At 62.4% G+C, this 21,226-nt stretch carries 21 protein-coding genes; 2 read left to right on the top strand and 19 right to left on the bottom strand.

Annotation, left to right across the window (positions count from 1 at the left end; genetic code table 11):
- Positions 1-1,092, top strand: coding sequence for a TraB/GumN family protein (locus ADU59_RS17010; RefSeq protein ID WP_068955329.1), 1,092 nt, complete (start codon positions 1-3; stop codon positions 1,090-1,092).
- A 508-nt stretch (positions 1,093-1,600) separates the two neighbouring features.
- On the opposite strand, the gene ADU59_RS17005 is transcribed toward ADU59_RS17010, so the two are convergent.
- Together ADU59_RS17005 and ADU59_RS17000 are read right to left on the bottom strand one after the other, a co-directional pair.
- Positions 1,601-2,092, bottom strand: coding sequence for a type II toxin-antitoxin system YhaV family toxin (locus ADU59_RS17005; protein ID WP_068955328.1), 492 nt, complete (start codon positions 2,090-2,092; stop codon positions 1,601-1,603).
- 2 nt (positions 2,093-2,094) lie between these two features.
- On the bottom strand, positions 2,095-2,427 hold the full coding sequence (locus tag ADU59_RS17000; protein ID WP_068955327.1) for a type II toxin-antitoxin system PrlF family antitoxin: 333 nt from the start codon (positions 2,425-2,427) through the stop codon (positions 2,095-2,097).
- A gap of 251 nt (positions 2,428-2,678) precedes the next feature.
- On the opposite strand from ADU59_RS17000, the gene ftsZ reads away from it, so the two are divergent.
- Positions 2,679-3,710 (top strand): cell division protein FtsZ, encoded by a 1,032-nt coding sequence (gene ftsZ, locus ADU59_RS16995; RefSeq protein WP_083198314.1) that lies wholly within the window; start codon positions 2,679-2,681, stop codon positions 3,708-3,710.
- Between the two features lie 125 nt (positions 3,711-3,835).
- On the opposite strand, the gene ADU59_RS16990 is transcribed toward ftsZ, so the two are convergent.
- The 17 genes from ADU59_RS16990 to ADU59_RS16910 all read right to left on the bottom strand — a co-directional run bounded on the left by ADU59_RS16990 (position 3,836) and on the right by ADU59_RS16910 (position 21,210).
- Positions 3,836-5,104 (bottom strand): adenylate/guanylate cyclase domain-containing protein, encoded by a 1,269-nt coding sequence (locus ADU59_RS16990; RefSeq protein ID WP_068955326.1) that lies wholly within the window; start codon positions 5,102-5,104, stop codon positions 3,836-3,838.
- Between the two features lie 145 nt (positions 5,105-5,249).
- Positions 5,250-5,747, bottom strand: a complete 498-nt coding sequence (locus ADU59_RS16985) for a DUF2867 domain-containing protein (RefSeq protein WP_068955325.1) — start codon at positions 5,745-5,747, stop codon at positions 5,250-5,252.
- A gap of 91 nt (positions 5,748-5,838) precedes the next feature.
- Positions 5,839-7,245 carry a dihydrolipoyl dehydrogenase gene (gene lpdA, locus ADU59_RS16980; protein ID WP_068955324.1) on the bottom strand — a complete coding sequence of 469 codons (1,407 nt, stop codon included), beginning with the start codon at positions 7,243-7,245 and terminating at the stop codon, positions 5,839-5,841.
- Positions 7,246-7,268: 23 nt separating this feature from the next.
- Positions 7,269-8,027, bottom strand: coding sequence for an SDR family oxidoreductase (locus ADU59_RS16975; RefSeq protein WP_068955323.1), 759 nt, complete (start codon positions 8,025-8,027; stop codon positions 7,269-7,271).
- The gene (locus ADU59_RS16970; RefSeq protein WP_068955322.1) at positions 8,024-8,518 is read right to left on the bottom strand and encodes a hypothetical protein; all 495 of its coding nucleotides are present in this window, start codon (positions 8,516-8,518) and stop codon (positions 8,024-8,026) included. The genes ADU59_RS16975 and ADU59_RS16970 overlap by 4 nt, the downstream gene beginning before the upstream one ends.
- Before the next feature lie 2 nt (positions 8,519-8,520).
- The gene (locus ADU59_RS16965) at positions 8,521-9,162 is read right to left on the bottom strand and encodes a LysE family translocator (protein WP_068955321.1); all 642 of its coding nucleotides are present in this window, start codon (positions 9,160-9,162) and stop codon (positions 8,521-8,523) included.
- Positions 9,163-9,199: 37 nt separating this feature from the next.
- Complete coding sequence (locus ADU59_RS16960; protein WP_068955320.1) at positions 9,200-9,613, bottom strand: MAPEG family protein; 414 nt, start codon at positions 9,611-9,613, stop codon at positions 9,200-9,202.
- Positions 9,614-9,791: 178 nt separating this feature from the next.
- Complete coding sequence (odhB, locus tag ADU59_RS16955; RefSeq protein WP_068955319.1) at positions 9,792-11,030, bottom strand: 2-oxoglutarate dehydrogenase complex dihydrolipoyllysine-residue succinyltransferase; 1,239 nt, start codon at positions 11,028-11,030, stop codon at positions 9,792-9,794.
- Between the two features lie 77 nt (positions 11,031-11,107).
- Positions 11,108-14,104 carry a 2-oxoglutarate dehydrogenase E1 component gene (locus tag ADU59_RS16950; protein WP_068955318.1) on the bottom strand — a complete coding sequence of 999 codons (2,997 nt, stop codon included), beginning with the start codon at positions 14,102-14,104 and terminating at the stop codon, positions 11,108-11,110.
- A gap of 159 nt (positions 14,105-14,263) precedes the next feature.
- Positions 14,264-15,166: a succinate--CoA ligase subunit alpha gene (gene sucD, locus ADU59_RS16945; protein ID WP_068955317.1), complete on the bottom strand. Its 903-nt coding sequence runs from the start codon at positions 15,164-15,166 to the stop codon at positions 14,264-14,266.
- 18 nt (positions 15,167-15,184) lie between these two features.
- On the bottom strand, positions 15,185-16,378 hold the full coding sequence (gene sucC, locus ADU59_RS16940; protein ID WP_068955316.1) for an ADP-forming succinate--CoA ligase subunit beta: 1,194 nt from the start codon (positions 16,376-16,378) through the stop codon (positions 15,185-15,187).
- 32 nt (positions 16,379-16,410) lie between these two features.
- On the bottom strand, positions 16,411-17,373 hold the full coding sequence (mdh, locus tag ADU59_RS16935) for a malate dehydrogenase (RefSeq protein WP_068955315.1): 963 nt from the start codon (positions 17,371-17,373) through the stop codon (positions 16,411-16,413).
- Between the two features lie 195 nt (positions 17,374-17,568).
- Complete coding sequence (gene zapE, locus ADU59_RS16930; protein ID WP_068955314.1) at positions 17,569-18,723, bottom strand: cell division protein ZapE; 1,155 nt, start codon at positions 18,721-18,723, stop codon at positions 17,569-17,571.
- Between the two features lie 66 nt (positions 18,724-18,789).
- Positions 18,790-19,338 carry a protease inhibitor Inh/omp19 family protein gene (locus tag ADU59_RS16925; protein WP_068955430.1) on the bottom strand — a complete coding sequence of 183 codons (549 nt, stop codon included), beginning with the start codon at positions 19,336-19,338 and terminating at the stop codon, positions 18,790-18,792.
- Between the two features lie 411 nt (positions 19,339-19,749).
- Positions 19,750-20,529, bottom strand: coding sequence for a succinate dehydrogenase iron-sulfur subunit (locus ADU59_RS16920; RefSeq protein WP_068955313.1), 780 nt, complete (start codon positions 20,527-20,529; stop codon positions 19,750-19,752).
- Positions 20,522-20,980: a type II toxin-antitoxin system VapC family toxin gene (locus tag ADU59_RS16915; protein WP_068955312.1), complete on the bottom strand. Its 459-nt coding sequence runs from the start codon at positions 20,978-20,980 to the stop codon at positions 20,522-20,524. The genes ADU59_RS16920 and ADU59_RS16915 overlap by 8 nt, the downstream gene beginning before the upstream one ends.
- Positions 20,977-21,210: a FitA-like ribbon-helix-helix domain-containing protein gene (locus tag ADU59_RS16910; RefSeq protein WP_068955311.1), complete on the bottom strand. Its 234-nt coding sequence runs from the start codon at positions 21,208-21,210 to the stop codon at positions 20,977-20,979. The genes ADU59_RS16915 and ADU59_RS16910 overlap by 4 nt, the downstream gene beginning before the upstream one ends.
- Positions 21,211-21,226 lie beyond the last annotated feature (16 nt).

Raw genomic sequence — 21,226 nt, 5'->3', positions numbered from 1 at the left:
ATGAACCGCCTTATCCGATCGATCCGTCTTTCCGTCACCGATCGTCTGGGCGACAATATCCTTGCGCTGATCGCCACGTTGCACGTCCTGTTCGCCCTCAGCCTGATCGTCACCCTCTTCTCCGTATCGAAGGCCCGCGCCGAAGATGTTGCCTGCGGCGGCAAGAACCTGATCGCCGAGATGCGGACCTCCGATCCGGCACGGTTCGCGGCACTGGAAAAGGAAGCCGCCGCCGTACCCAACGGCAAGGGCACGTTCTGGAAAATCGAGAAGCAGGGCATCGCCCCCTCCTATCTGCTCGGCACCATGCATGTCACCGATCCGCGCGTGCTGGCCATGCCGAAGGGTGCCGATGCCGCCTATCAGACGGCCAAGACCGTGATCGTCGAATCCGACGAGATCGTCGACGACCGCAAGGCAGCGGCAGCCATCATGATGCAGCCGGGACTGACGATGTTTGCCGACGGCAAGTCGATCAAGGATTTCCTCAAGCCCGAGGAAACGGAAAAGCTGGCAGCTGGCCTCAAAGAGCGCGGTATTCCACTGACGCTGGTTGCCAAGATGAAACCCTGGATGATCGCCAGCTTCGTCGCCCTGCCCGCCTGCGAAATGAGCCGCAAGGCGGCCGGTGCCTCCTTCCTCGACAAGAAGCTCGCCGAAGACGCGCTGAAGCAGGGCAAGAGCCTGAAGGGGCTGGAAACCATGGTCGAGCAGCTGCAGGCCATGGATGCGCTGCCGGTGCAGTTTCACCTGAATGCGCTGATCGAAACGCTGGCGCTCGGCGACACCGTGGCCGACGTCATGGAAACGACCACCGAACTCTATCTCAGCGGCGATACCGGCCTGATCATGCCGATGATGCGGGCCGTCTCGGAGGAGAAATCCACCGAAAGCGATGCCGGCTATGCCGATTTCGAGCAGCGCATCATCACCGACCGCAACAGGACGATGGCGACCCGCGCCCAGCCGATCCTCGACGGCGGCGCCGTGTTCATGGCCGTTGGCGCCCTGCACCTGCCGGGCAAGGACGGCGTGATCGAGCTTTTGCGCAAGGACGGCTTTACCATCACCAGCATGTCGGCCGCAAACTGAGCAACGGCGAAATGCCCCCGCGCGGTGTCCGCCGTGGTTTTCAAACCTGCACTCAATCGGACGGGGCACTGGAAACCGCCTCAATAGAGTAATTTTATATGACGCTTCCCAGCGCCCCGTTTGGCGTTCTCTCGGGAGCTTTCCTCCCTACAGACCCCGACTGCGGATTCTCTGACCCGGGACGATCGTCGCGACATAGGCTTCCGGTTCCGGCATTCAGCATCACGGTTCCGGTACATCACGCTTCTCATCCCGGCATGCGTGCCACACAGGCACACCCGCCCCAGAAGGACAGGGGGAATCCAGTTTCCGGGGGCTCTCCTTCCGGTCCGCCTGACGTTCGCAGCCTCTTCATTGAGACCACGAGGCTTTGCGTGGAGCGCCAGCCCTGCCTCGCCGCAAACGTCTTGCGGTGTATCCGTGACAGAACGTTGCCATCATGACACAGGATGGAAACGCGGGGATCAGCGGGGATGATTTTGTGCTTGTGGCATGGCTTTCGCGGCCATTATTCTCGACTGACGGAAGCCTTTTCGATGCTCTCGACCGCAGCCTGCGTCGATGCGGCCTGGAGAAGGGCTGCCCAGTCATCCGGCGGATTGCCATCGGTCAGCATGGTTTTGAAAACCTGATAGGCATCGGTTTTTGAGCCATAGGTCCGCAAAGTCTCCTGATCATTCACCCAGGCAAAAATGATGATCTTTGCTTTGGAATTATACCGGAAGAACAAACGGAACCGCCCATTGCCGAACTTCGCCCGGAACCAGTGTTTCCTGTCATGCCCCAGCGTCGTCCCCTGGCGATAGATCGCCAGGGTCGGGTCCGCCGGTATCTTGCGGAACACCAGTTCTTCAAGAACGGCCAGAAGCTTGGCGTTCGAACTGTCCTGAAAATCATCCGGACGTTTCTGCTTCAACGTCTCGACCGCAGCCGTCAGCTTGTCCAGCTGGGCGAGGAAAAGCGGATGCGCAAGGATGGCCCAGCCATTGACCACCGCCATGGCTAGAGAGCCACATCGCCTTCGATCGGCGCATCCGTATCCACCTCCATACCGGTGGTCAGCATGCCGATTCGTTCCCGCAGGCTCGCCGAAATTTCACCGACGGCCCTGCCCGGATGGTTCTGCATATCGCGCGCCAGGAACGCCAGAAAGCCATCGATAACAGGATCGTCCTCTTCGTCATCCACGCGTTCGACGGTGACATGCCGTTGGTCATCGACGTAAAAGGCGATACGCCCGCCCAGATCGATGCCCAATGCCTGCCGCACCGATTTGGGAACGGTCGTCTGGCCCTTCACGGTGATCGTGCTGACTTCCCTTAACAAAGCTGCCATAGCGGCCTCCATTCGTTGGAAGTCAACGTAAGGAAAATCCCTTACCTCGTCAAGACGCTCCAAATGCTGCGATCCAACGGCGGGCGGGCGCTATATTCTTCGGTGACTCTTGCACCCGTGCCGTCTCTCTGCCTTTTTGCCAATCTAACCTGCGGCGGCCTGATTCGCGCCCGCTCCGCTTCGCATTCGATTGCAGCTCCCGGAACGCGCTTCCACATGCCGGGGCCGCAATTACGTCCAAGGAGAAGACGATGACAGAGATCAAGAAACCCGTGATTTCGGAAATGAGACCGAAGATCACCGTCATCGGCGTCGGCGGCGGCGGCGGCAATGCCATCAACAACATGATCACCGAAGGTCTGCAGGGCGCCGAATTCGTCGCGGCCAATACCGACGCGCAGGCGCTGACCATGTCGAAGGCGACCCGGCTGATCCAGCTCGGCGCGCAGGTAACCGAAGGTCTCGGCGCCGGATCGCTGCCGGAAGTCGGCCGCGCGGCGGCGGAGGAATCGATCGACGAGATCATGGATCATCTCGGCGGCACCCATATGTGCTTCGTCACCGCCGGCATGGGCGGCGGCACCGGCACCGGGGCTGCCCCCGTGATCGCGCAGGCCGCGCGCAATGCCGGTATCCTGACCGTCGCCGTCGTCACCAAGCCGTTCAGCTTCGAGGGCAAGCGCCGCATGCAATCGGCCGAAGAAGGCATCGAGCGGCTGCGCGAAGCCGCCGACACCGTCATCGTCATTCCCAACCAGAATCTCTTCCGCATCGCCGATGCCAAGACCACCTTTGCCGATGCCTTCGTCATCGCCGACCGGGTTCTCTATTCCGGCGTCGGCTGCATCACCGACCTGATCGTCAAGGAAGGCCTGATCAACCTCGACTTCGCCGACGTCAAATCGGTGATGAAGGGCATGGGCCGCGCCATGATGGGCACCGGCGAAGCGCATGGCGACGGCCGCGCCTCGCGCGCTGCCGAAGCGGCGATCGCCAACCCGCTCTTGAGCGAAGTGTCGATGAAGGGTGCCAAGGGCGTGCTGATCTCGATTTCCGGCGGCTCCGACATGACGCTGTTCGAAGTGGACGAGGCCGCCACCCGCATCCGCGAGGAAGTCTATGAGGACGCCGACATCGTCGTCGGCGCGATCTTCGACAAGAACCTCGATGGTGTTTTCCGCGTTTCGGTCGTCGCCACCGGGCTCGACGCCCAGTCTCCGGGCGCGGGTGCAAATGTCCCAGCCGACCAGCCACCGCAGTTTCAGCAGCGGACGCTGCAGTAAGACGGCTGATCCCTCGACTGCTCAATGTTCGAGATCGAGGAGGCCTACCCCCCTCTGTCGGCGGCGCCGACAGAGGGGGGTAGGCCTCCTCGATCTCCGGTCAAACGGCCGGAAAATCTTGTGTGTCAGCTCAATGCTTCCACGACCCGCGCCCCATGCTCGAACCGCACCCGGAACGCGCTGACGGGGTGGGCGATATTCTTGACCTGCAAAAACCCCAGATCCTCGAAGCTCAGATGCCTCTGCTTGCGGATGTGATCGCGCACGGCGCGTGAGATGCAGATCCCGCCGGGCTCGGCCACCGGCTCCAGCCGGGCGGCGACATTCACCGTGTCGCCAAAGACATCGCCGTCCTGAACGATGACATCGCCGACATTGATGCCGATGCGGAACATCAGATGTTCGTCTTCCGGCAGCTCGGCATTGTCGGCCGCCATCGCCCCTTGTATCTCCACCGCGCAATCGATCGCCGACAGAGCGCTGGCAAAGGCAACCAGCACGCTGTCTCCGGCCGTGGTGACGATGCTGCCGCCATGGCCGGCGATGATCGGATCGATACGATCGCGTACGTCCTTGAGCCGGGACAGGGTCTGGGTCTCGTCCCCCTCCATCATCCGGCTGTAGCCGACGATATCGGCCGCCATGATCGCCAGAAGCTTGCGATCGAGGCGCTGCAGCAGCTCATCGCGCGACGCTTCGGCCGACCGCGCCCGGCGCAGCGTCGCGCGCACGGCGATCGCCCCCATCAGCGCCGTCAGCAGCGCCAGCCCGATCACCATCACCTCCAGCACGAAACCGGCACGCCGGGCCTGATTGGCCCGTAGCGTCATCAGGTTTTCCTCTTCGGTGCGCATGCGTTCGAGAACGTCGCGCACGCCGTCCATCAGGACCTTGCCCTGCCCGCCGCGCACGCCCGACACGGCCGCCGCCTCGTCGCCGGCGCGGCGGCGCTCGATGTTCTGGCGCAACTCCGACAGTTTCTGCGTGCTCAACGACCGCAGTACCGCGATATTGCCATCCTGCCGGCGATTGTCGGATACGCCGAGACCGAGCGCTTCGACGCTTGTGCTGATGGTGCTTGCCGCCTTGTCATAGGGCTCGAGATAGGAGGTATCGCCGGTCAGCAGAAAGCCGCGCTGGCTGATTTCCGCCTCCTGCAGCTGCGACTGCACAAGCGAGATGAGGCGTTCGTTGCGCACCGTATGCGCCACGGCCTCATCGGCCTCCCCGCCCTTCTTGGAAACCCAGAAGGATACGGCCAGCAGCAGGATGATGAAGATGGCGACGCCGGCCGTGATCAGCCGCAGGTTCTGGCCGGCCTCGTAGCCGAGCCGCCGGATGACCGTCGATGCCTTCGGATCGGGGATTTTGGATAGACTGAAATCGGATGCCACGAATACCTACCTTGGGCCATCGGCACCTGTTGCGCCGACCAGGAAAACTGGCGCAGAAACGTGGTTTTACAAGGGCGGACCGGAGGGCAGCATGGGCCACCACCAACGGACGCAGCCGCATGCACGACGCCTCACGCCAAGGATTTCAGTCCGCCTGTGCCAACGGATGCGAAAGCCGTGACAGCATGGTCCGGACGATCAGCCGGTGGAAGGGCGTGATGACGGCGATATAGAGCTTTCCCATGAGGATCTTCCGGTGAACCAGCGTCGTCACGCCGGCAATCTGGCCGGCTTCCCCGGCGCTGCGGACATCGACGACGACGTGAAAGTCGAGATGCGCATCATCGAAGCCGAGGACGATCTGTTGATCCGACCGGGAGATGACGGGAAAGAGCCCGATCATCTGCGCATTGCCGTCGGGATGATCTCCCGGGGCCTTCAGGCCGAAGGGGCGAACGGCTGCATTGCGCAGCCAGATCAAAGCGCGGACCCAGGCCGGAAAATCGCCCAATGTCCGCTGCGCGGCGGCCGTTGCCGTCAGCGCGCTGCCCGCGACCGTACGCTCGTAGCAATCCGCCCAATCGGCGCTGGGGAGCGCCGGATGCGGCAGGGTGACGGGGACTGGATGATTGCGCGGCGCCATCGGCATGCTCTCCCACTATGTGGCCGCAGAATAGGCCGCACGGGAACGAGCCGCAAAGGGGCCGATTGTCACGGCCCCTCGCAGGTATCGATTACATATGGATCGGCTTGAAGAAGGTGGCGAGCGCCGCTTCCTTGACCGCTTCAGACATGGTCGGATGGGCGTGGCAGGTGCGGCCGAGGTCTTCCGACGAGCCGCCGAATTCCATCAGCACGGTGATCTCGTGGATCATCTCGCCGGCGCCGAAGCCGACGATATGGCCGCCGAGAACCCGGTCGGTTGCCTGATCGGCAAGGATCTTGACGAAGCCGTCGGTCTGCAGCATCGCCCGCGCCCGGCCGTTGGCGGTGAATGGGAACTTGCCGACCTTGTAGGCGATACCAGCCGCCTTCAGCTCTTCCTCGGTCTTGCCGACGGAGGCGACTTCCGGCTGGGTGTAGACGACGCTCGGGATGACATCGTAATTCACATGGCCGGCCTGGCCGGCGATGATCTCCGCGACGGCGACGCCCTCGTCTTCCGCCTTGTGGGCCAGCATCGGCCCGCGCACGACGTCACCCAGCGCATAGATGCCGGGAACGCTGGTGAGGAAATGATGGTCGATCTCGACGCGACCGCGCTTGTCCAGAACAACGCCGGCTTCGGCCAGGCCAAGGCCATCGGTAAACGGCTTGCGGCCGGTGGCGATCAGGACGACATCGGCCTCGATCGTTGCGGCATCGCCGCCCTTGACCGGCTCATAGGTCACCTTCGCGCCCTTGCCGGATTTTTCAACGCCGGTCACCTTGGCGCCGAGCTTGAAATCGATGCCCTGCTTGACCAGCATGCGCTGGAACTGCTTGGAAACTTCGCCGTCCATGCCGCCAAGGATGGTGTCGAGATATTCGACCACGGTGACCTTGGCGCCGAGGCGCGACCAGACCGAGCCAAGCTCGAGCCCGATGACGCCGCCACCGACGACGACCAGGCTGGCGGGAACCTTTTCCAGCGCAAGACCGCCGGTCGACGAGATGATGATCTTTTCGTCAATCTCGACCTCGACACCCGGAATGCCGGCAACATCGGAACCGGTGGCGATGACGACGTTCTTGGTCTCGATGACCTGCTCTTCGCCCTTGTCATTGGTGACGGAGACCTTGCCTTCGCCGAGAACCTTGCCGGTGCCCTGGAAGGTATCGATCTTGTTCTTCTTGAACAGGAAGGCGACGCCGTCGACGTTGGACTTCACCGTCGCGTCCTTATGGGCGAGCATCTTTCCAAGGTTCAGCTTCGGGGCGGAGACCTCGACGCCGAGCGCATCGATGCCGTGGCCGGTCTGGTGGAAGACTTCCGACGCATGCAGCAGCGCCTTGGAGGGGATGCAGCCGATGTTGAGGCAGGTGCCGCCATAGGTGGCGCGCTTCTCGATGACGCCGACCTTGAGGCCGAGTTGGGCTGCCTTGATGGCGCAGACATAGCCGCCGGGGCCGCTGCCGATAACGATGAGATCATAAGCCATGAAAAAGTCCTTCCTGAGAGCGGCTATCGTCCGCCGCTGACGTTGAGAATGGCGCCCGTGACATAGGACGACGAAGGGGAAATGAGATAGAGAACGGCATCGGCGACCTCTTGCGCGGTGCCCGGCCGCTGCATCGGAATGGTCGGCGCAAGATCGCGGGCGCGATCCGGCAGACCGCCCGAGGCATGGATGTCCGTATCGATGACGCCCGGCCGCACCGCGTTGACGCGGATGCCGTCCGAAACAACCTCGCGCGACAGCCCGACGGTAAAGGTATCGATGGCACCCTTGGAGGCGGCATAGTCGACATATTGCCCGGCTGAGCCCAGAACGGCGGCCATCGAGGAAATATTGACGATGACACCGCCCTTGCCGCCGTGACGCACCGACATACGCCGGACGGCGGCGGCCGCACACAGGATCGAGCCAGAGACATTGATCCGCAGCATGCGCTCCAGCCGCTCCGCCGTCATCTCGTCGATCCGGGCCGGCGCATCGACGATGCCGGCATTGTTGACCAGCCCGTCGAGGCGGCCGAAAGTCTTGTCCACCGCCGCAAAGATCGCGGCGATGCCCGCCTCGCTGCCGACGTCGCCTTCAACCGCGATGGCCGTGCCGCCGGCTGCTTCGATCGCGGCAACGACCGCATTGGCAGCCGCCCGGTTCGAGGCATAATTGACGGCAACCGCCCAGCCCTGCCCGGCCGCCGACCGGCAGATGGCCGCGCCGATGCCGCGGCTGCCGCCGGTCACCAGCAGAACGGGTTGTTCGTCGTTCCTCATGAATTGCATTCCTTGAAGGTCAGGACATCCCAGGGCGCGACGGTGGCCTTGCCCCAGATCGCCGAATTGCGAATGGCGGGGCCGAGATCCGGCAGCAGCAATTGCGTCGCCGCCACAGCGCCTTCGTCCGGCAGAAGAGCAACCTTGCCGTCGGCACCGATGGCATAGATCACGCCTTCCCAGACGGTGCAGGCGGCGATATCGGCGCCCGTCACATCGCCTTCCGGGCACTTGTTCATGATCATGCCGTTCGGCCGGACCGGTTCGCCCGACTGCATGACGATGCCGTCGAGCACCAGATCGGTCTTGGCGACCGTGACCTTGAAATGGTTGCTGGTGACCGCACTGGCCGAGCCCACCGGCTCGAAGCGCAGCGCGTAGGCGCCGTCGGCATCGCCGTAGACAGCCTGTTCCTGCAGGCAATCCGCCGCCCATGCCGGCGTGGCCGCCAGCAAAGCGCTCAGGATCGATGCGGAAACGGCAACACGCATGCTCAGGCCGCCTTTTCGGTGGCGAGCTTCAGGCCGAGCGCGATGAAGACCAGGCCGCTGGCGCGGTCGATCCACTGGCTGGCGCGCGAGAAGGCGGCGCGCATCTTCGGCGTCGTCATGAACAGGCTGACGCCGACGAACCAGAGGATCAGGCAACTTGCCATGACAAGGCCATAACCGAACTTGACCGCGATCGGCGTATGGGCGCTGACCACCGTCGAGAAGATCGACAGGAAGAAGAACACCGGCTTGGGATTGAGCGCATTGGCGGCAAAGCCGAGGCCGAAGGCCTTCAGCCCGGACTGGCGCTTTTCGCCGCCTTCGACGCCCTCGGCCTCAACCGTCATGTCCGTCTTGCCGGCCCGCAGCGACTTGATGCCGATATAGAGCAGGTAGGCGACACCGCACCATTTGACGATGTTGAACAGGTAGATCGACTGCGAGATGATCAGCCCCAGTCCCAGGATCGTGTAGGTGACGTGGAACATCAGCGAGGTACCGACGCCGAACGAGGTGATGATCGCCGAGCGGCGGCCGTTCATGATCGACTGGCGCATGACCATGGCCAGATCGGCACCGGGGGAGACGATGGCGAAGGAAAAGATCGCCATCAAAGACGCAAGTTCGAACAGATAGGGATGCACGGCGGTGTCTCCGGTCGTTTACGGGTTCCGATATCCGTCAGAAGATAAGCACGGCCGTCATCACGAGCAAGCCGATGAGCGATCCGACCCAAACGAGCGAGCGGACATAGGCAATGCCCGCCAGATAGAGCGGGATATAGACGATCCGGCAGACAAGCCACAACCAGGCGCCAGCCAGGCCCCAGCCGCTCAAATCCCCCGTGACGGCAAGCGCAACAGCCAGACCGACGAAGGCCGGGTAGGTTTCACGGAAATTGGCAAATACCCGCTCCGCACGTCCGGCAAAGACGCCGGACGGCTTTTGTCCATCGTCGCGCGGGCCGGCATTCCATGCCGATCCCAGCTCCAGCGTGGCGGGAATGCTCTGCAGCCCGATATGGACGGCCAGCAGCACCACGCTCCATGCGAGAAGCGTGATGAAAGGCGATACGGCCAGAACTGCTGCGTCCATTAAAGACGATTCCCTTGTGATCGACTGAGCTCTTTTATTGCAAAGCCCCTCACCCTAGCCCTCTCCCCGCTCGCGGGGAGAGGGGACGACGGAGCCAGCCGCTTGTCCTTCTCCCCGCGAGCGGGGAGAAGGTGGCCGACAGGCCGGATGAGGGGCCTCAAGCCATGAGATCATCCAATTACAGATCGAGAACGAGACGCTCCGGATCCTCCAGGCTTTCCTTGACGCGCACGAGGAAGGTCACGGCCTCCTTGCCGTCGACGATGCGGTGATCGTAGGAGAGCGCGAGATACATCATCGGACGGATGACGATCTGGCCGCCGACGACGACCGGGCGGTCCTGGATCTTGTGCATGCCGAGAATGCCCGACTGCGGCGCATTGAGGATCGGCGAGGACATCAGCGAACCGTAGACGCCGCCATTGGTGATCGTGAACGTGCCGCCCTGCATGTCGGCCATGGAGAGCGCGCCATCGCGGGCAAGCTTGGCAAGACGGCCGAGATCCTTCTCGACTTCGGCGATCGACATCTCGTCGGCGTCGCGGATGACGGGAACGACGAGACCCTTGTCGGTGCCGACGGCCATGCCGATATGGCAGAAGTTCTTGTAGATGATGTCGGAACCGTCGATCTCGGCGTTGACGGAAGGAATTTCCTTCAGGGCGTGCGTCACCGCCTTGGTGAAGAAGCCCATGAAGCCGAGCTTGACGCCGTGCTTCTTCTCGAAAATGTCCTTGTACTTGGTGCGCAGCGCCATGACAGCCGACATGTCCACCTCGTTGTAGGTGGTCAGCATGGCTGCCGTGTTCTGGGCATCCTTGAGGCGCTTGGCGATGGTCTGGCGCAGGCGGGTCATCTTGACGCGCTCTTCGCGCGGCGCATCCTCGGCCGACGACGGACCACGCGACACGGCCTTGACCGGCTCGGAAGCCGCAGGCGTCGAAAGACCCTTGGTAACAGCGGCGATGACATCGCCCTTCAGCACCTGGCCGCGCTTGCCGGAACCATCGACCTGCTCGGCCGAGAGGTTGTTTTCAGCCAGCATCTTGGCAGCGGCCGGCGCTGCCGGCATGGCGGAGGCAACCGGCGTTGCAGCGGGGGCAGCAGCCGGAGCGGCGGCTGCGGGCTCGGCAACCTTCTTGTCGGCTACGGCCGGTGCAGCCACACCGGCACCTGCGGCACCGGCTGCGATATTGCCGAGCAGCGCGCCGAGACCGACGGTTTCGCCGGCGGCGGCAACGATTTCGGACAGCACACCGGCAGCCGGTGCCGGAACTTCGATCGTCACCTTGTCGGTTTCGAGTTCGAGGATCGGCTCATCGGCTTTGACGGTATCGCCAACCTTCTTGAACCAGGTACCGACGGTGGCTTCGCTGACGGATTCGCCAAGAGTAGGAACGCGGATTTCTGTGGCCATGATATTTTATCGTCCGTTGATCGGGTGTCTGTTTCTATAAGTGGAAGAACCGGGGGACTTGATCAGTCCCCCGGTTTTCAGCCTCCGAGGGCGTCTTCGAGGAAAGCGGCGAGCTGGGCGAGGTGCTTGGACATCAGGCCCGTTGCCGGCGAGGCGGCGGCCGGACGGCCGGTATAGCGCACGCGCTGATACTTCGCATCGATATGGGCCAGCACCCATTCCAGATAGGGGTCGATGAACGACCAGGCGCCCATGTTCTTCGGCTCTTCCTGGCACCAGACCATTTCAGCGTTGCGGAAGCGCGACAGTTCGTTGATCAGCGCCTTGGCCGGGAACGGATAGAGCTGTTCGACACGCAGCAGGTAGACATCGTCGATCCCGCGCTTTTCGCGCTCTTCCAGCAGGTCGTAATAGACCTTGCCGGTGCACAGCACGACGCGGCGGATCTTGGCGTCCTTCTGCAGCTTGATCGGGCCGTCCTTGATGACCTCGGCATCGTCCCAGAGCAGACGGTGGAACGAGGTCTCGCCGGCCATCTCCGACAGCGAGGACACCGCGCGCTTGTGGCGCAGCAGCGACTTCGGCGTCATGATGATCAGCGGCTTGCGGAAGTCGCGCTTCACCTGGCGGCGCAGGATGTGGAAATAGTTCGCCGGCGTCGTGACGTTGGCGACCTGCATATTGTCTTCGGCGCACATCTGCAGCCAGCGCTCGAGGCGGGCCGAGGAATGTTCCGGACCCTGGCCTTCATAGCCGTGCGGCAGCAGGCAGACGAGGCCGGACATGCGCAGCCACTTGCGTTCGCCCGACGAGATGAACTGGTCGAACACGACCTGCGCACCGTTGGCGAAGTCGCCGAACTGGGCTTCCCACAGCGTCAGCGCATTCGGGCGGGCCAGCGAATAACCGTATTCGAAGCCGAGCACGGCCTCTTCCGAAAGCATCGAGTTGATGACCTCGTAGCGGGCCTGGGTCGGCGACAGGTTGGCGAGCGGAATGTAGCGGTCTTCGGTTTCCTGATCGTAGAGAACCGTATGACGCTGCGAGAAGGTGCCGCGTTCGCAATCCTGGCCCGACAGGCGGATCTTCGTGCCTTCGACCGCCAGCGTGCCGAACGCCAGCGCTTCGGCCATCGCCCAGTCGATCCCTTCGCCGGTCTGCACCATGTTGGCGCGGCCATCCATGAAGCGCTGGATGGTCTTGTGGGCGTTGAAGCCGGCCGGCACTTCCGACAGCTTGCGGCCGACATCCTTCAGCACCTTCATCGGCACCGAGGTCTTGCCGCGACGCTGCTCGTCCTGATTGTCGGCGGCCCGAAGACCGGACCAGACGCCATCCAGCCAGTCGGCCTTGTTCGGCTTGTAGGACTGCCCGGCCTCGAACTCCTGCTCGAGACGCGCGCGCCAGTCGGCTCGCATCTTTTCCAGATCGCCTTCCGAGATCAGGCCTTCGGCGATCAGCCGAGCGCCATAGATCTGCACGACCGTCTTGTGGGCGCGGATGACCTTGTACATCTTCGGCTGCGTGAACGACGGCTCGTCGCCTTCGTTATGGCCGAAGCGGCGATAGCAGAACATGTCGACGACGACAGGCTTGTGGAACTTCATCCGGAATTCGGTGGCGATCTTGGCGGCGTAGACAACCGCTTCCGGATCGTCACCATTGACGTGGAAGATCGGCGCCTCGATCATCTTGGCGACGTCGGACGGATAGGGCGACGAGCGCGAGAAGGCCGGATTGGTGGTGAAGCCGATCTGGTTGTTGATGATGAAATGCACGGTGCCGGCAACGCGGTGACCGCGCAGGCCAGACAGTCCGAGAATTTCAGCCGTAACGCCCTGGCCGGCAAAAGCCGCGTCACCATGCAGCAAGAGCGGCATGACCTGCGCCCGCTCGGACAACGGAATGACGTCGCCTTCGAAGATCTTGGCCATCTGGTCCTGCTTGGCGCGGGCCTTGCCCATGACGACAGGATTGACGATTTCCAGATGCGACGGGTTGGCCGTCAGCGACAGATGCACCTTGTTGCCGTCGAACTCGCGGTCCGAGGAGGCACCCAGATGGTACTTCACGTCGCCGGAGCCTTCGACATCGTCCGGAGCGGCCGAGCCGCCCTTGAACTCGTGGAACACCGCACGATGCGGCTTGCCCATGACGTTGGTCAAAACGTTCAGACGGCCGCGATGGGCCATGCCGAGGATGATTTCCTTCAGGCCTTCCTGGCCGCCGCGCTTGATGATCTGCTCCAGCGCCGGGATCAGGCTCTCGCCGCCATCAAGGCCGAAGCGCTTGGTGCCCTTGTACTTGACGTCGATGAACTGCTCGAAACCCTCGGCCTCGATCAGCTTCTGCAGGATGGCCTTCTTGCCTTCCGGGGTGAAATCGACGCCCTTGTCCGGGCCTTCGATGCGCTCCTGGATCCAGCCTTTGATTTCCGGATCGGAAATATGCATGAACTCGACACCGAGCGTCGAACAGTAGGTCCGCTCGAGAATATCGACGATCTCACGCAGGGTCGCATATTCGAGACCGAGCACGTTGTCGATGAAGATCGGGCGGTCCATGTCTTCCGCGCCGAAGCCGTAATTCGACGGCGACAGCTCGTGATAATCGTCGACCGGAGCGGCAATCGCCAGCGGGTCGAGCTTGGCATGCAGATGGCCGCGCATGCGGTAGGCGCGGATCAGCATGATGGCGCGGACGCTGTCGCGGGTCGACTGGTGAACGTCGGCGGGCGCTGCGGCAACGCCGGTCGCGGCGGCCTGCGCCTCGGCCTTGGCCTGCACCTTCTTTTCGATGACCTTCTCAACCGTGCCCCAATCGCCGTCGAGCGCGGAAACGAGATCGCCCTTGGCGGCAATCGGCCAGTTCGGCTTTTTCCAGGAGGCGCCCTTGGCAGCCCTGATCACGTCTTCAGGCTGATCCTGCAGCGCCTTGAAGAACGATTGCCATTCGCCGGAGACCGACGACGGATCGCTTTCGTAACGCGCATAAAGCTGCTCGATATAGCCGGCATTCGCTCCGTCGAGGAACGATGTCAGCTGAAATTGCTCGTTGGCTTCTTGCCTTGCCATGATGTTTTGCGGACCTGTCCGTCCGCCTCCTGACTTGTTAACGCTGCCGGCTTCGGTGCCGGTCGACCCTGACGGGCATCGGCGCTGACGCCGTTGCCCTGCTTCAGATGGAGACGGGCGGGCGGCTTGCAACCACCTGCCCGATCACATCAAGGTGTCTCAGCCCTTGAGGACTTCGACCAGTGTCTTGCCGAGGCGCGCCGGCGACGGCGAGACGCGGATGCCGGCCGATTCCATGGCTTCGATCTTGGATTCGGCATCGCCCTTGCCGCCGGAAACAACGGCACCGGCATGGCCCATCGTGCGGCCCTTCGGCGCGGTACGACCGGCGATGAAGCCGGCCATCGGCTTGCTGCGGCCTTTCTTGGCTTCGTCCTTGAGGAACTGCGCCGCATCCTCTTCCGCCGCGCCGCCGATTTCGCCGATCATGATGATCGAGGTCGTGGCTTCGTCGGCGAGGAACAATTCCAGCACGTCGATGAACTCGGTGCCCTTGACCGGATCGCCGCCGATGCCGACAGCCGTCGTCTGGCCAAGGCCTTCGTTCGACGTCTGGAACACGGCCTCATAGGTCAGCGTGCCGGAGCGCGAGACGATACCGACCGACCCCTTGCGGAAGATCGAGCCCGGCATGATGCCGATCTTGCATTCTTCCGGCGTCAGGATGCCCGGGCAGTTCGGCCCAAGCAGCCGCGACTTGGAGCGGTCGAGGCGAGCCTTGACGCGCACCATGTCCATGACCGGGATGCCTTCGGTAATGCAGGTGATGAACGGGATCTCGGCTTCGATCGCCTCGATGATCGCGTCGGCGGCCCCTGCCGGCGGAACGTAGATCACCGACGCATCGGCGCCGGTCCGCTCCTTGGCTTCGGCGACCGTTGCAAAGATCGGCAGGCTTTCGCCCTTCGAACCGGTCCAGGTTTCGCCACCCTTCTTCGGGTGGATACCGCCGACCATCTGCGTGCCATAGTAAGCAAGCGCCTGTTCGGTGTGGAAGGTGCCGGTCTTGCCGGTCAGGCCCTGAACGAGGACCTTGGTGTCTTTATTGACGAGAATAGACATGAATTCGGGTCCTTCAAATTAGCCCTTAATCGCCGCGACGATCTTCTTGGCCGCATCGTCCAAGTCGTCTGCCGCCGTGATCGCAAGACCCGACTCGTTCAGGATCTTCTTGCCGAGCTCGACATTGGTGCCTTCGAGGCGCACGACGAGCGGAACCTTGAGGCCGACTTCCTGCACGGCAGCGACGACGCCTTCAGCGATGACGTCACATTTCATGATGCCGCCGAAGATGTTGACGAGGATGCCTTCGACCTTGGGGTCGGCGGTGATGATCTTGAAGGCTGCAGCGACCTTCTCCTTGCCGGCGCCGCCGCCGACGTCGCAGAAGTTTGCCGGCTCCTTGCCGTAAAGCTTGATGATGTCCATCGTCGCCATGGCAAGACCGGCGCCGTTGACCATGCAGCCGATGTTGCCGTCGAGTGCCACATAGGCGAGATCCCACTTGGAGGCCTCGATTTCCTTGGCGTCTTCTTCGGTCTCGTCGCGCAGCGCCTTGACGTCGTCGTGGCGGAAGATCGCGTTGCCGTCGAACGACATCTTGGCGTCGAGAACGCGCAGGTGATCGTTCTTCATGACGATCAGCGGGTTGACCTCGAGCAGCGCCATGTCCTTCTCGTTGAAGGCCTTGTAGAGCAGCGGGAAGAGCGACTTGGCGTCCTCGGCAGCAGCGCCCGAAAGCTCGAGAGCCTTGGAGATCGCGGCAACGTCGGCAGCCGTCACGCCGGTTTCCGGATCGATGGCGATGGTGTGGATCTTCTCCGGCGTGTCATGGGCGACAGCCTCGATGTCCATGCCGCCTTCGGTGGAAACCACGAAGGCAACGCGACCAACGGAGCGATCGACCAGCAGCGAGAGGTAAAGCTCGCGGGCGATGTCGGCGCCGTCTTCGATGTAGAGACGGTTGACCTGCTTGCCGGCTTCACCGGTCTGCGCGGTCACCAGCGTGTTGCCCATCATTTCCTTGGCATGGGACTTGGCCTCCTCGATCGAGAAAGCCAGGCGAACGCCGCCCTTGGCATCGGGGCCCAGTTCCTTGAACTTGCCCTTGCCGCGGCCGCCGGCGTGGATCTGGCTCTTGACGACGTAGAGCGGGCCCGGAAGCGACTTCGCAGCCGCTTCGGCTTCGTCAGCCGAGAAGATGGCGACACCTTCGGCGACCGGTGCACCAAAGGTCTTCAACAGAGCCTTGGCCTGATATTCATGAATGTTCATGGGGAGATTTCCTGTTTAAGCCGGCGGGCGAATTACTTGAGGCTCGGCGCAATGGCGATGCAGGCTTCGCAAAGGCTGGCCACCGAAGCGACCGACTTTTCGAAGGCTTCCTGCTCGGCCTTGTTGAATTCGACTTCGATGATGCGCTCGATGCCGCCGGCACCGATGATCGTCGGAACGCCGACATACATGTCTTTCACGCCATACTGGCCGTTGAGATAGGCGGCCGCCGGCAGCACGCGCTTCTTGTCCTTGAGGAAGCTCTCGGCCATTTCGATCGCCGAGGCAGCCGGTGCGTAATAGGCCGAACCGGTCTTCAGGAGACCGACGATTTCGGCGCCGCCGTCACGGGTGCGCTGGATGATTTCTTCGAGGCGTTCCTTGGTGACCCAGCCCATCTTGACCAGATCGGTCAGCGGAATGCCGCCGACGGTGGAGTAGCGCGCAAGCGGCACCATCGTGTCGCCATGGCCGCCGAGAACGAAGGCCGTGACGTCCTGGACGGAGACGTTGAATTCCTGGGACAGGAACAGGCGGAAGCGCGACGAATCGAGCACGCCGGCCATGCCGACGACCATGTTCTTCGGCAGGCCGGAAAACTTCTGCAGCGCCCAGACCATCGCGTCGAGCGGGTTGGTGATGCAGATGACGAAGGCGTTCGGGGCATATTTCTTGATGCCGGCGCCGACCTGTTCCATCACCTTGAGGTTGATGCCGAGCAGGTCGTCGCGGCTCATGCCGGGCTTGCGGGCAACGCCGGCGGTAACGATGCAGACATCGGCGCCTTCGATGGCCGAGTAGTCGCTGGCACCGGTCAGATTGGCGTTGAAGCCTTCGACGGGGGAGGACTGGGCGATATCGAGGCCCTTGCCCTGCGGGATGCCGTCGGCGATGTCGAACAGGACGATGTCGCCCAGCTCCTTCAGGCCGGCGAGATGCGCCAGCGTGCCACCAATCATTCCAGAACCAATAAGTGCGATCTTGTTGCGCGCCATGAAAGTGCTTCCTTTGCGATCCAAATCTGACAAGGCCTGACGTGGCGCCTGAAGCGCGAGCTGTGGCAAACCTTTCGGCGCAACGGATTAAACGCCCAAATCTAAAATATCAACAGATAGTTTTGGGTGGAACGATTTCAATCGGTTAGATCATAAATTTCTTACGTAAGCGTAAGAAGTTTCGTCGTCAATTTGTCACGAAACCGCAGATTCCCCGTGATGGTTCGCGGCATATTCGGCGCTCTGCATCTCGATCAGGCGCGAAACCGTGCGATCGAACTCAAAACCTTCGGTGCCTTTTTTCGCCGTCAGAAGGTCGATCGGCGCTGCTGCCGCCGAGGCGAACAGCCGGGCGCCATGATCGTAGATCGTGTCGACCAGCATGATGAAACGCTTGGTCTCGTTGCGGCGCTCGGGCCCCAGATGCGGGATGTTTTCGACGAAGATCGTGCGGTAATGCGAGAGGATGGCGAGATAATCGGCAGCCCCCAGCGGCCGCTGGCAAAGATCGGCAAAGGAAAACCGGGCGCAATCGCCCGCCGCCAGCGGCACCGCGATCTTGCGGCCCTTGAAGGCGACCTCGGCATGCGTGGCCTCCAGACCCGATGTCGCCAGCGCCCATGCCGCGTCCAGCGCCGCATCCGCCTCCGGCCCGAGCGGCGCCAGCCAGACCGGCAGGCCCTCCATCTTGGCAAGCCGGTAATCCGTTCCCGCATCCAGCGGCACGATATCGGCATGCGCCTTCAAAAGACCGACGAACGGCAGGAAGAGTTCGCGATTGAGACCCTCGCGATAGAGATTGACCGGCTCGACATTGGAGGTGGCGACCAGCACGCAGCCCTTGGCGAACAGCTCGTTGAACAACCGCGACAGGATCATCGCATCGGCAATGTCGGTGACGGAGAATTCGTCGAAGCAGAGCAGCCGGGCCTCGGCAAAGATCTCGGAGGCGACCGGCGGGATCGGATCGGCCTGGCGCGTCTCGCCGTTCTTCAGCTTCTGCCGGTGCTTGAAGATGCGATCGTGCACATCGGCCATGAATTCATGGAAATGCGCCCGCCGCTTGCGCTGGATCGGCACCGTTTCGAAAAACAGGTCCATCAGCATGGTCTTGCCGCGGCCGACGCCGCCATAGAGGTAAAGCCCCTTGAGCGGCGGATGCTCGTTCTTGCGCGAGGCAAACAGCCAGCCGAGCGCATTCGACTTGCGCTGGGCGCGGCTGGAGGCCAGTTCGCTCGACAAAAGATCGAGCCGTTTGGCAATGCCAAGCTGCGCCGGATCGCCCCGGAGCGCGCCGGTGGCGATCATGGCCTCGAGTTTTCGGGAAATGCTGTCTTGCGGATTGGGCACGCGCTGGACCGGTCTGGTGTCGGAAACGACGGCAAGAAAAAAGCCCGGCGGATGCCGGGCTGATGATTAGCGGCTCAGGCTGATCGACTGGCCGCCATTGGTCGAACCGTCGAAGCGCGCATCGGCGGTCTTGAACAGGCGGGCGAGCGGATTGCCGTTGCGGTCCTTGAGCACGACCTGCTTGCCGGCCACTTCCCAGGAGCCCATGGCCGTCAGTTCGCCGGCGCAACCGCGCGTGCCGCCGCGCGAACCGCTGCCAAGATTGGTGAGCGTCAGGAACATGTCGCAGGAGCTGCCGGCATTCGACACGCGCCAGTTGCCGACCATCGATTCCTTGGTGACGTCGAGCGCGTTGGCCGCAGCCGCAACCTCGGTGCCCGCCGGGGCTGCCTGCACACCGCCGACCGCGGCCGTGCCGCTGACAGGCGCTGCCGGGAACTGCGAGGTATCGCCTGTCGGCGCGGAAAGCTGGCCGGACGATACGCTCGGCACCGGCTGCGCCTGCAAGGGTGCCGGCGACACGGGGTTTCCACCGAAATCGGACATGGACGTCCTTTGACATCCAGCCAGCGCCAGCACCACGGCCAGTCCCGCAACCGCATGTATAGTCCGCATGTTTCTGCTCCCGATCATGTCTGCCATAGCCTTGTTCATGGGAATATAGGCGGAATTAGCTTAAAACTAACTTTAAAATCAAGACACGGGCTAATTCTTTGGACCTGTGGCACGATTGGAACGGTTGCTCCTGCTGCATCGGCAGGTTGCCGGGGTGGGGAGGATACCTAAAAGTATCCGACGAACGTTCAGCGTATGCGGAAGTTACCCCCCTCTGTCGGCGACGCCGACATCTCCCCCTCAAGGGGGGAGATCAGCCGCAGACTTCTGCTTCCCTAAGAAACGAAGACGACCAAGGCACCAAAGAGATAAGGGAAAAGAGTGATCTCCCCCCTCGAGGGGGAGATGTCACGGAGTGACAGAGGGGGGGAAGCCCAGCCCGCTATCACCTGCGTCGCGCAAGAACCAAAACTAAACCCGCCGCTCGACCATCATCTTCTTGATCTCACCGATCGCCTTGGCCGGGTTCAAGCCCTTGGGACAGGTCTGAGCGCAGTTCATGATCGTGTGGCAGCGATAGAGGCGGAAGGGGTCTTCGAGATTGTCCAGGCGCTCGCCCTTGGCCTCGTCGCGACTATCGATCAGCCAGCGATAAGCCTGCAGCAGCACGGCCGGTCCGAGATAGCGGTCGCCGTTCCACCAGTAGCTGGGGCAGGAGGCAGAACAGCAGGCGCAGAGAATGCACTCGTAGAGGCCATCGAGCTTGGCGCGGTCCTCGTGGCTCTGCTTCCATTCCTTGGCCGGCGTCGGCGAAACCGTCTTCAGCCAGGGCTCGATCGAGCGGTGTTGGGCGTAGAAATTGGTGAGGTCCGGCACCAGGTCCTTGACGACGGGCATATGCGGCAGCGGATAAACCTTTACCGTGCCCTTCACCTCGTCCATGCCCTTGGTGCAGGCCAGCGTGTTGGTGCCGTCGATGTTCATGGCGCAGGAACCGCAGATGCCTTCGCGGCAGGAGCGGCGCAGCGTCAGCGTCGGGTCGATCTTGTTCTTGATGTAGAGCAGCGCGTCCAGCACCATCGGGCCGCAATCGTCGACATCGATATAGAACGTGTCGATCGACGGGTTCTTGCCGTCGTCCGGGCTCCAGCGATAGATGCGGAATTCGCGGGTATTGGTGGCCCCGGCCGGCTTCGGCCAGACCTTGCCTTCGGTCATCTGCGAATTCTTGGGGAGAGCGAGTTCAACCATTCCTGTCTTCCTGTCCCGTCTCGAAGCGAGCGTAGGCTGCTTCCAAACTCAAAATCGTGTCGCCGAAACCGGCATTGGCACCTTTTGCCGCAAACTTCTTGTCCGCCGTGATCAGGCTCGCGTCGCCTTTGCGCAACGCGCAGACCAGATACAGCACGTCATAAACCGAATGATCCAGCTGCGAGGAAAGCGCGAAGGCATCCTCCAGCAGATCGGCAGATGGCGTTGCATCCGGAAAGGTCCGGAGCAGGATCTGCAAAGATTCCTTCGCCTGGCTTTCCGTTGTCTGCCCTAGACGGATCTTCCGCCGCAAAACATTTGCGACTTCGGCAAAGATCACGTCAGGGGCAACTAGACGGCCCTCATATCTGGTAATCTCCATCGCCATCGCCTGGTCCCCCTCATCGACGAACCATTTCATGGCAACGGAGGCATCGATGACGTAGATCACCGATCGCGATCCTCCCGCAACATCTCCACGCTGTCGGTCTGCTTGATGCCCTTCGGGGTCATCGCCGCGATCCGGCGCGCCGCATCATAAAGACTTTCTCTTTCCGGCCTTTCGAGAGCCCGCTCAAGAAGCACCTTCACCTCTTCATCAAGAGAGCGGTTATGGGCACGCGCACGATCTTCAAGCCGCGTGAACAGGCTCTCATCGATCTTCACGTTCATTTCGCCCATAACACGCATCCTGTTT

The organism is Pararhizobium polonicum, assembly GCF_001687365.1.
In the GTDB taxonomy this organism is placed as follows: Bacteria; Pseudomonadota; Alphaproteobacteria; order Rhizobiales; family Rhizobiaceae; genus Pararhizobium; species Pararhizobium polonicum.
Note: the sequence above shows the minus strand (reverse complement) of the source record. Positions and strands in the feature narration are given on the sequence as shown.

Excerpts from the sequence above, each read along its gene's own strand:
- lpdA (WP_068955324.1), bottom strand. The coding sequence starts at position 7,245 with ATGGCTTATGATCTCATCGTTATCGGCAGCGGCCCCGGCGGCTATGTC.
- mdh (WP_068955315.1), bottom strand. The coding sequence starts at position 17,373 with ATGGCGCGCAACAAGATCGCACTTATTGGTTCTGGAATGATTGGTGGC.
- ADU59_RS16970 (WP_068955322.1), bottom strand. The coding sequence starts at position 8,518 with ATGCGTGTTGCCGTTTCCGCATCGATCCTGAGCGCTTTGCTGGCGGCC.
- ADU59_RS17005 (WP_068955328.1), bottom strand. The coding sequence starts at position 2,092 with ATGGCGGTGGTCAATGGCTGGGCCATCCTTGCGCATCCGCTTTTCCTC.
- ADU59_RS16910 (WP_068955311.1), bottom strand. The coding sequence starts at position 21,210 with ATGGGCGAAATGAACGTGAAGATCGATGAGAGCCTGTTCACGCGGCTT.
- ADU59_RS16920 (WP_068955313.1), bottom strand. The coding sequence starts at position 20,529 with ATGGTTGAACTCGCTCTCCCCAAGAATTCGCAGATGACCGAAGGCAAG.
- ADU59_RS16960 (WP_068955320.1), bottom strand. The coding sequence starts at position 9,613 with ATGGACGCAGCAGTTCTGGCCGTATCGCCTTTCATCACGCTTCTCGCA.
- ADU59_RS16985 (WP_068955325.1), bottom strand. The coding sequence starts at position 5,747 with ATGGCGCCGCGCAATCATCCAGTCCCCGTCACCCTGCCGCATCCGGCG.
- ADU59_RS16925 (WP_068955430.1), bottom strand. The coding sequence starts at position 19,338 with ATGCGGACTATACATGCGGTTGCGGGACTGGCCGTGGTGCTGGCGCTG.
- odhB (WP_068955319.1), bottom strand. The coding sequence starts at position 11,030 with ATGGCCACAGAAATCCGCGTTCCTACTCTTGGCGAATCCGTCAGCGAA.
- ADU59_RS16975 (WP_068955323.1), bottom strand. The coding sequence starts at position 8,027 with ATGAGGAACGACGAACAACCCGTTCTGCTGGTGACCGGCGGCAGCCGC.
- ftsZ (WP_083198314.1), top strand. The coding sequence starts at position 2,679 with ATGACAGAGATCAAGAAACCCGTGATTTCGGAAATGAGACCGAAGATC.
- ADU59_RS17010 (WP_068955329.1), top strand. The coding sequence starts at position 1 with ATGAACCGCCTTATCCGATCGATCCGTCTTTCCGTCACCGATCGTCTG.
- sucD (WP_068955317.1), bottom strand. The coding sequence starts at position 15,166 with ATGTCTATTCTCGTCAATAAAGACACCAAGGTCCTCGTTCAGGGCCTG.
- ADU59_RS16950 (WP_068955318.1), bottom strand. The coding sequence starts at position 14,104 with ATGGCAAGGCAAGAAGCCAACGAGCAATTTCAGCTGACATCGTTCCTC.
- sucC (WP_068955316.1), bottom strand. The coding sequence starts at position 16,378 with ATGAACATTCATGAATATCAGGCCAAGGCTCTGTTGAAGACCTTTGGT.
- ADU59_RS17000 (WP_068955327.1), bottom strand. The coding sequence starts at position 2,427 with ATGGCAGCTTTGTTAAGGGAAGTCAGCACGATCACCGTGAAGGGCCAG.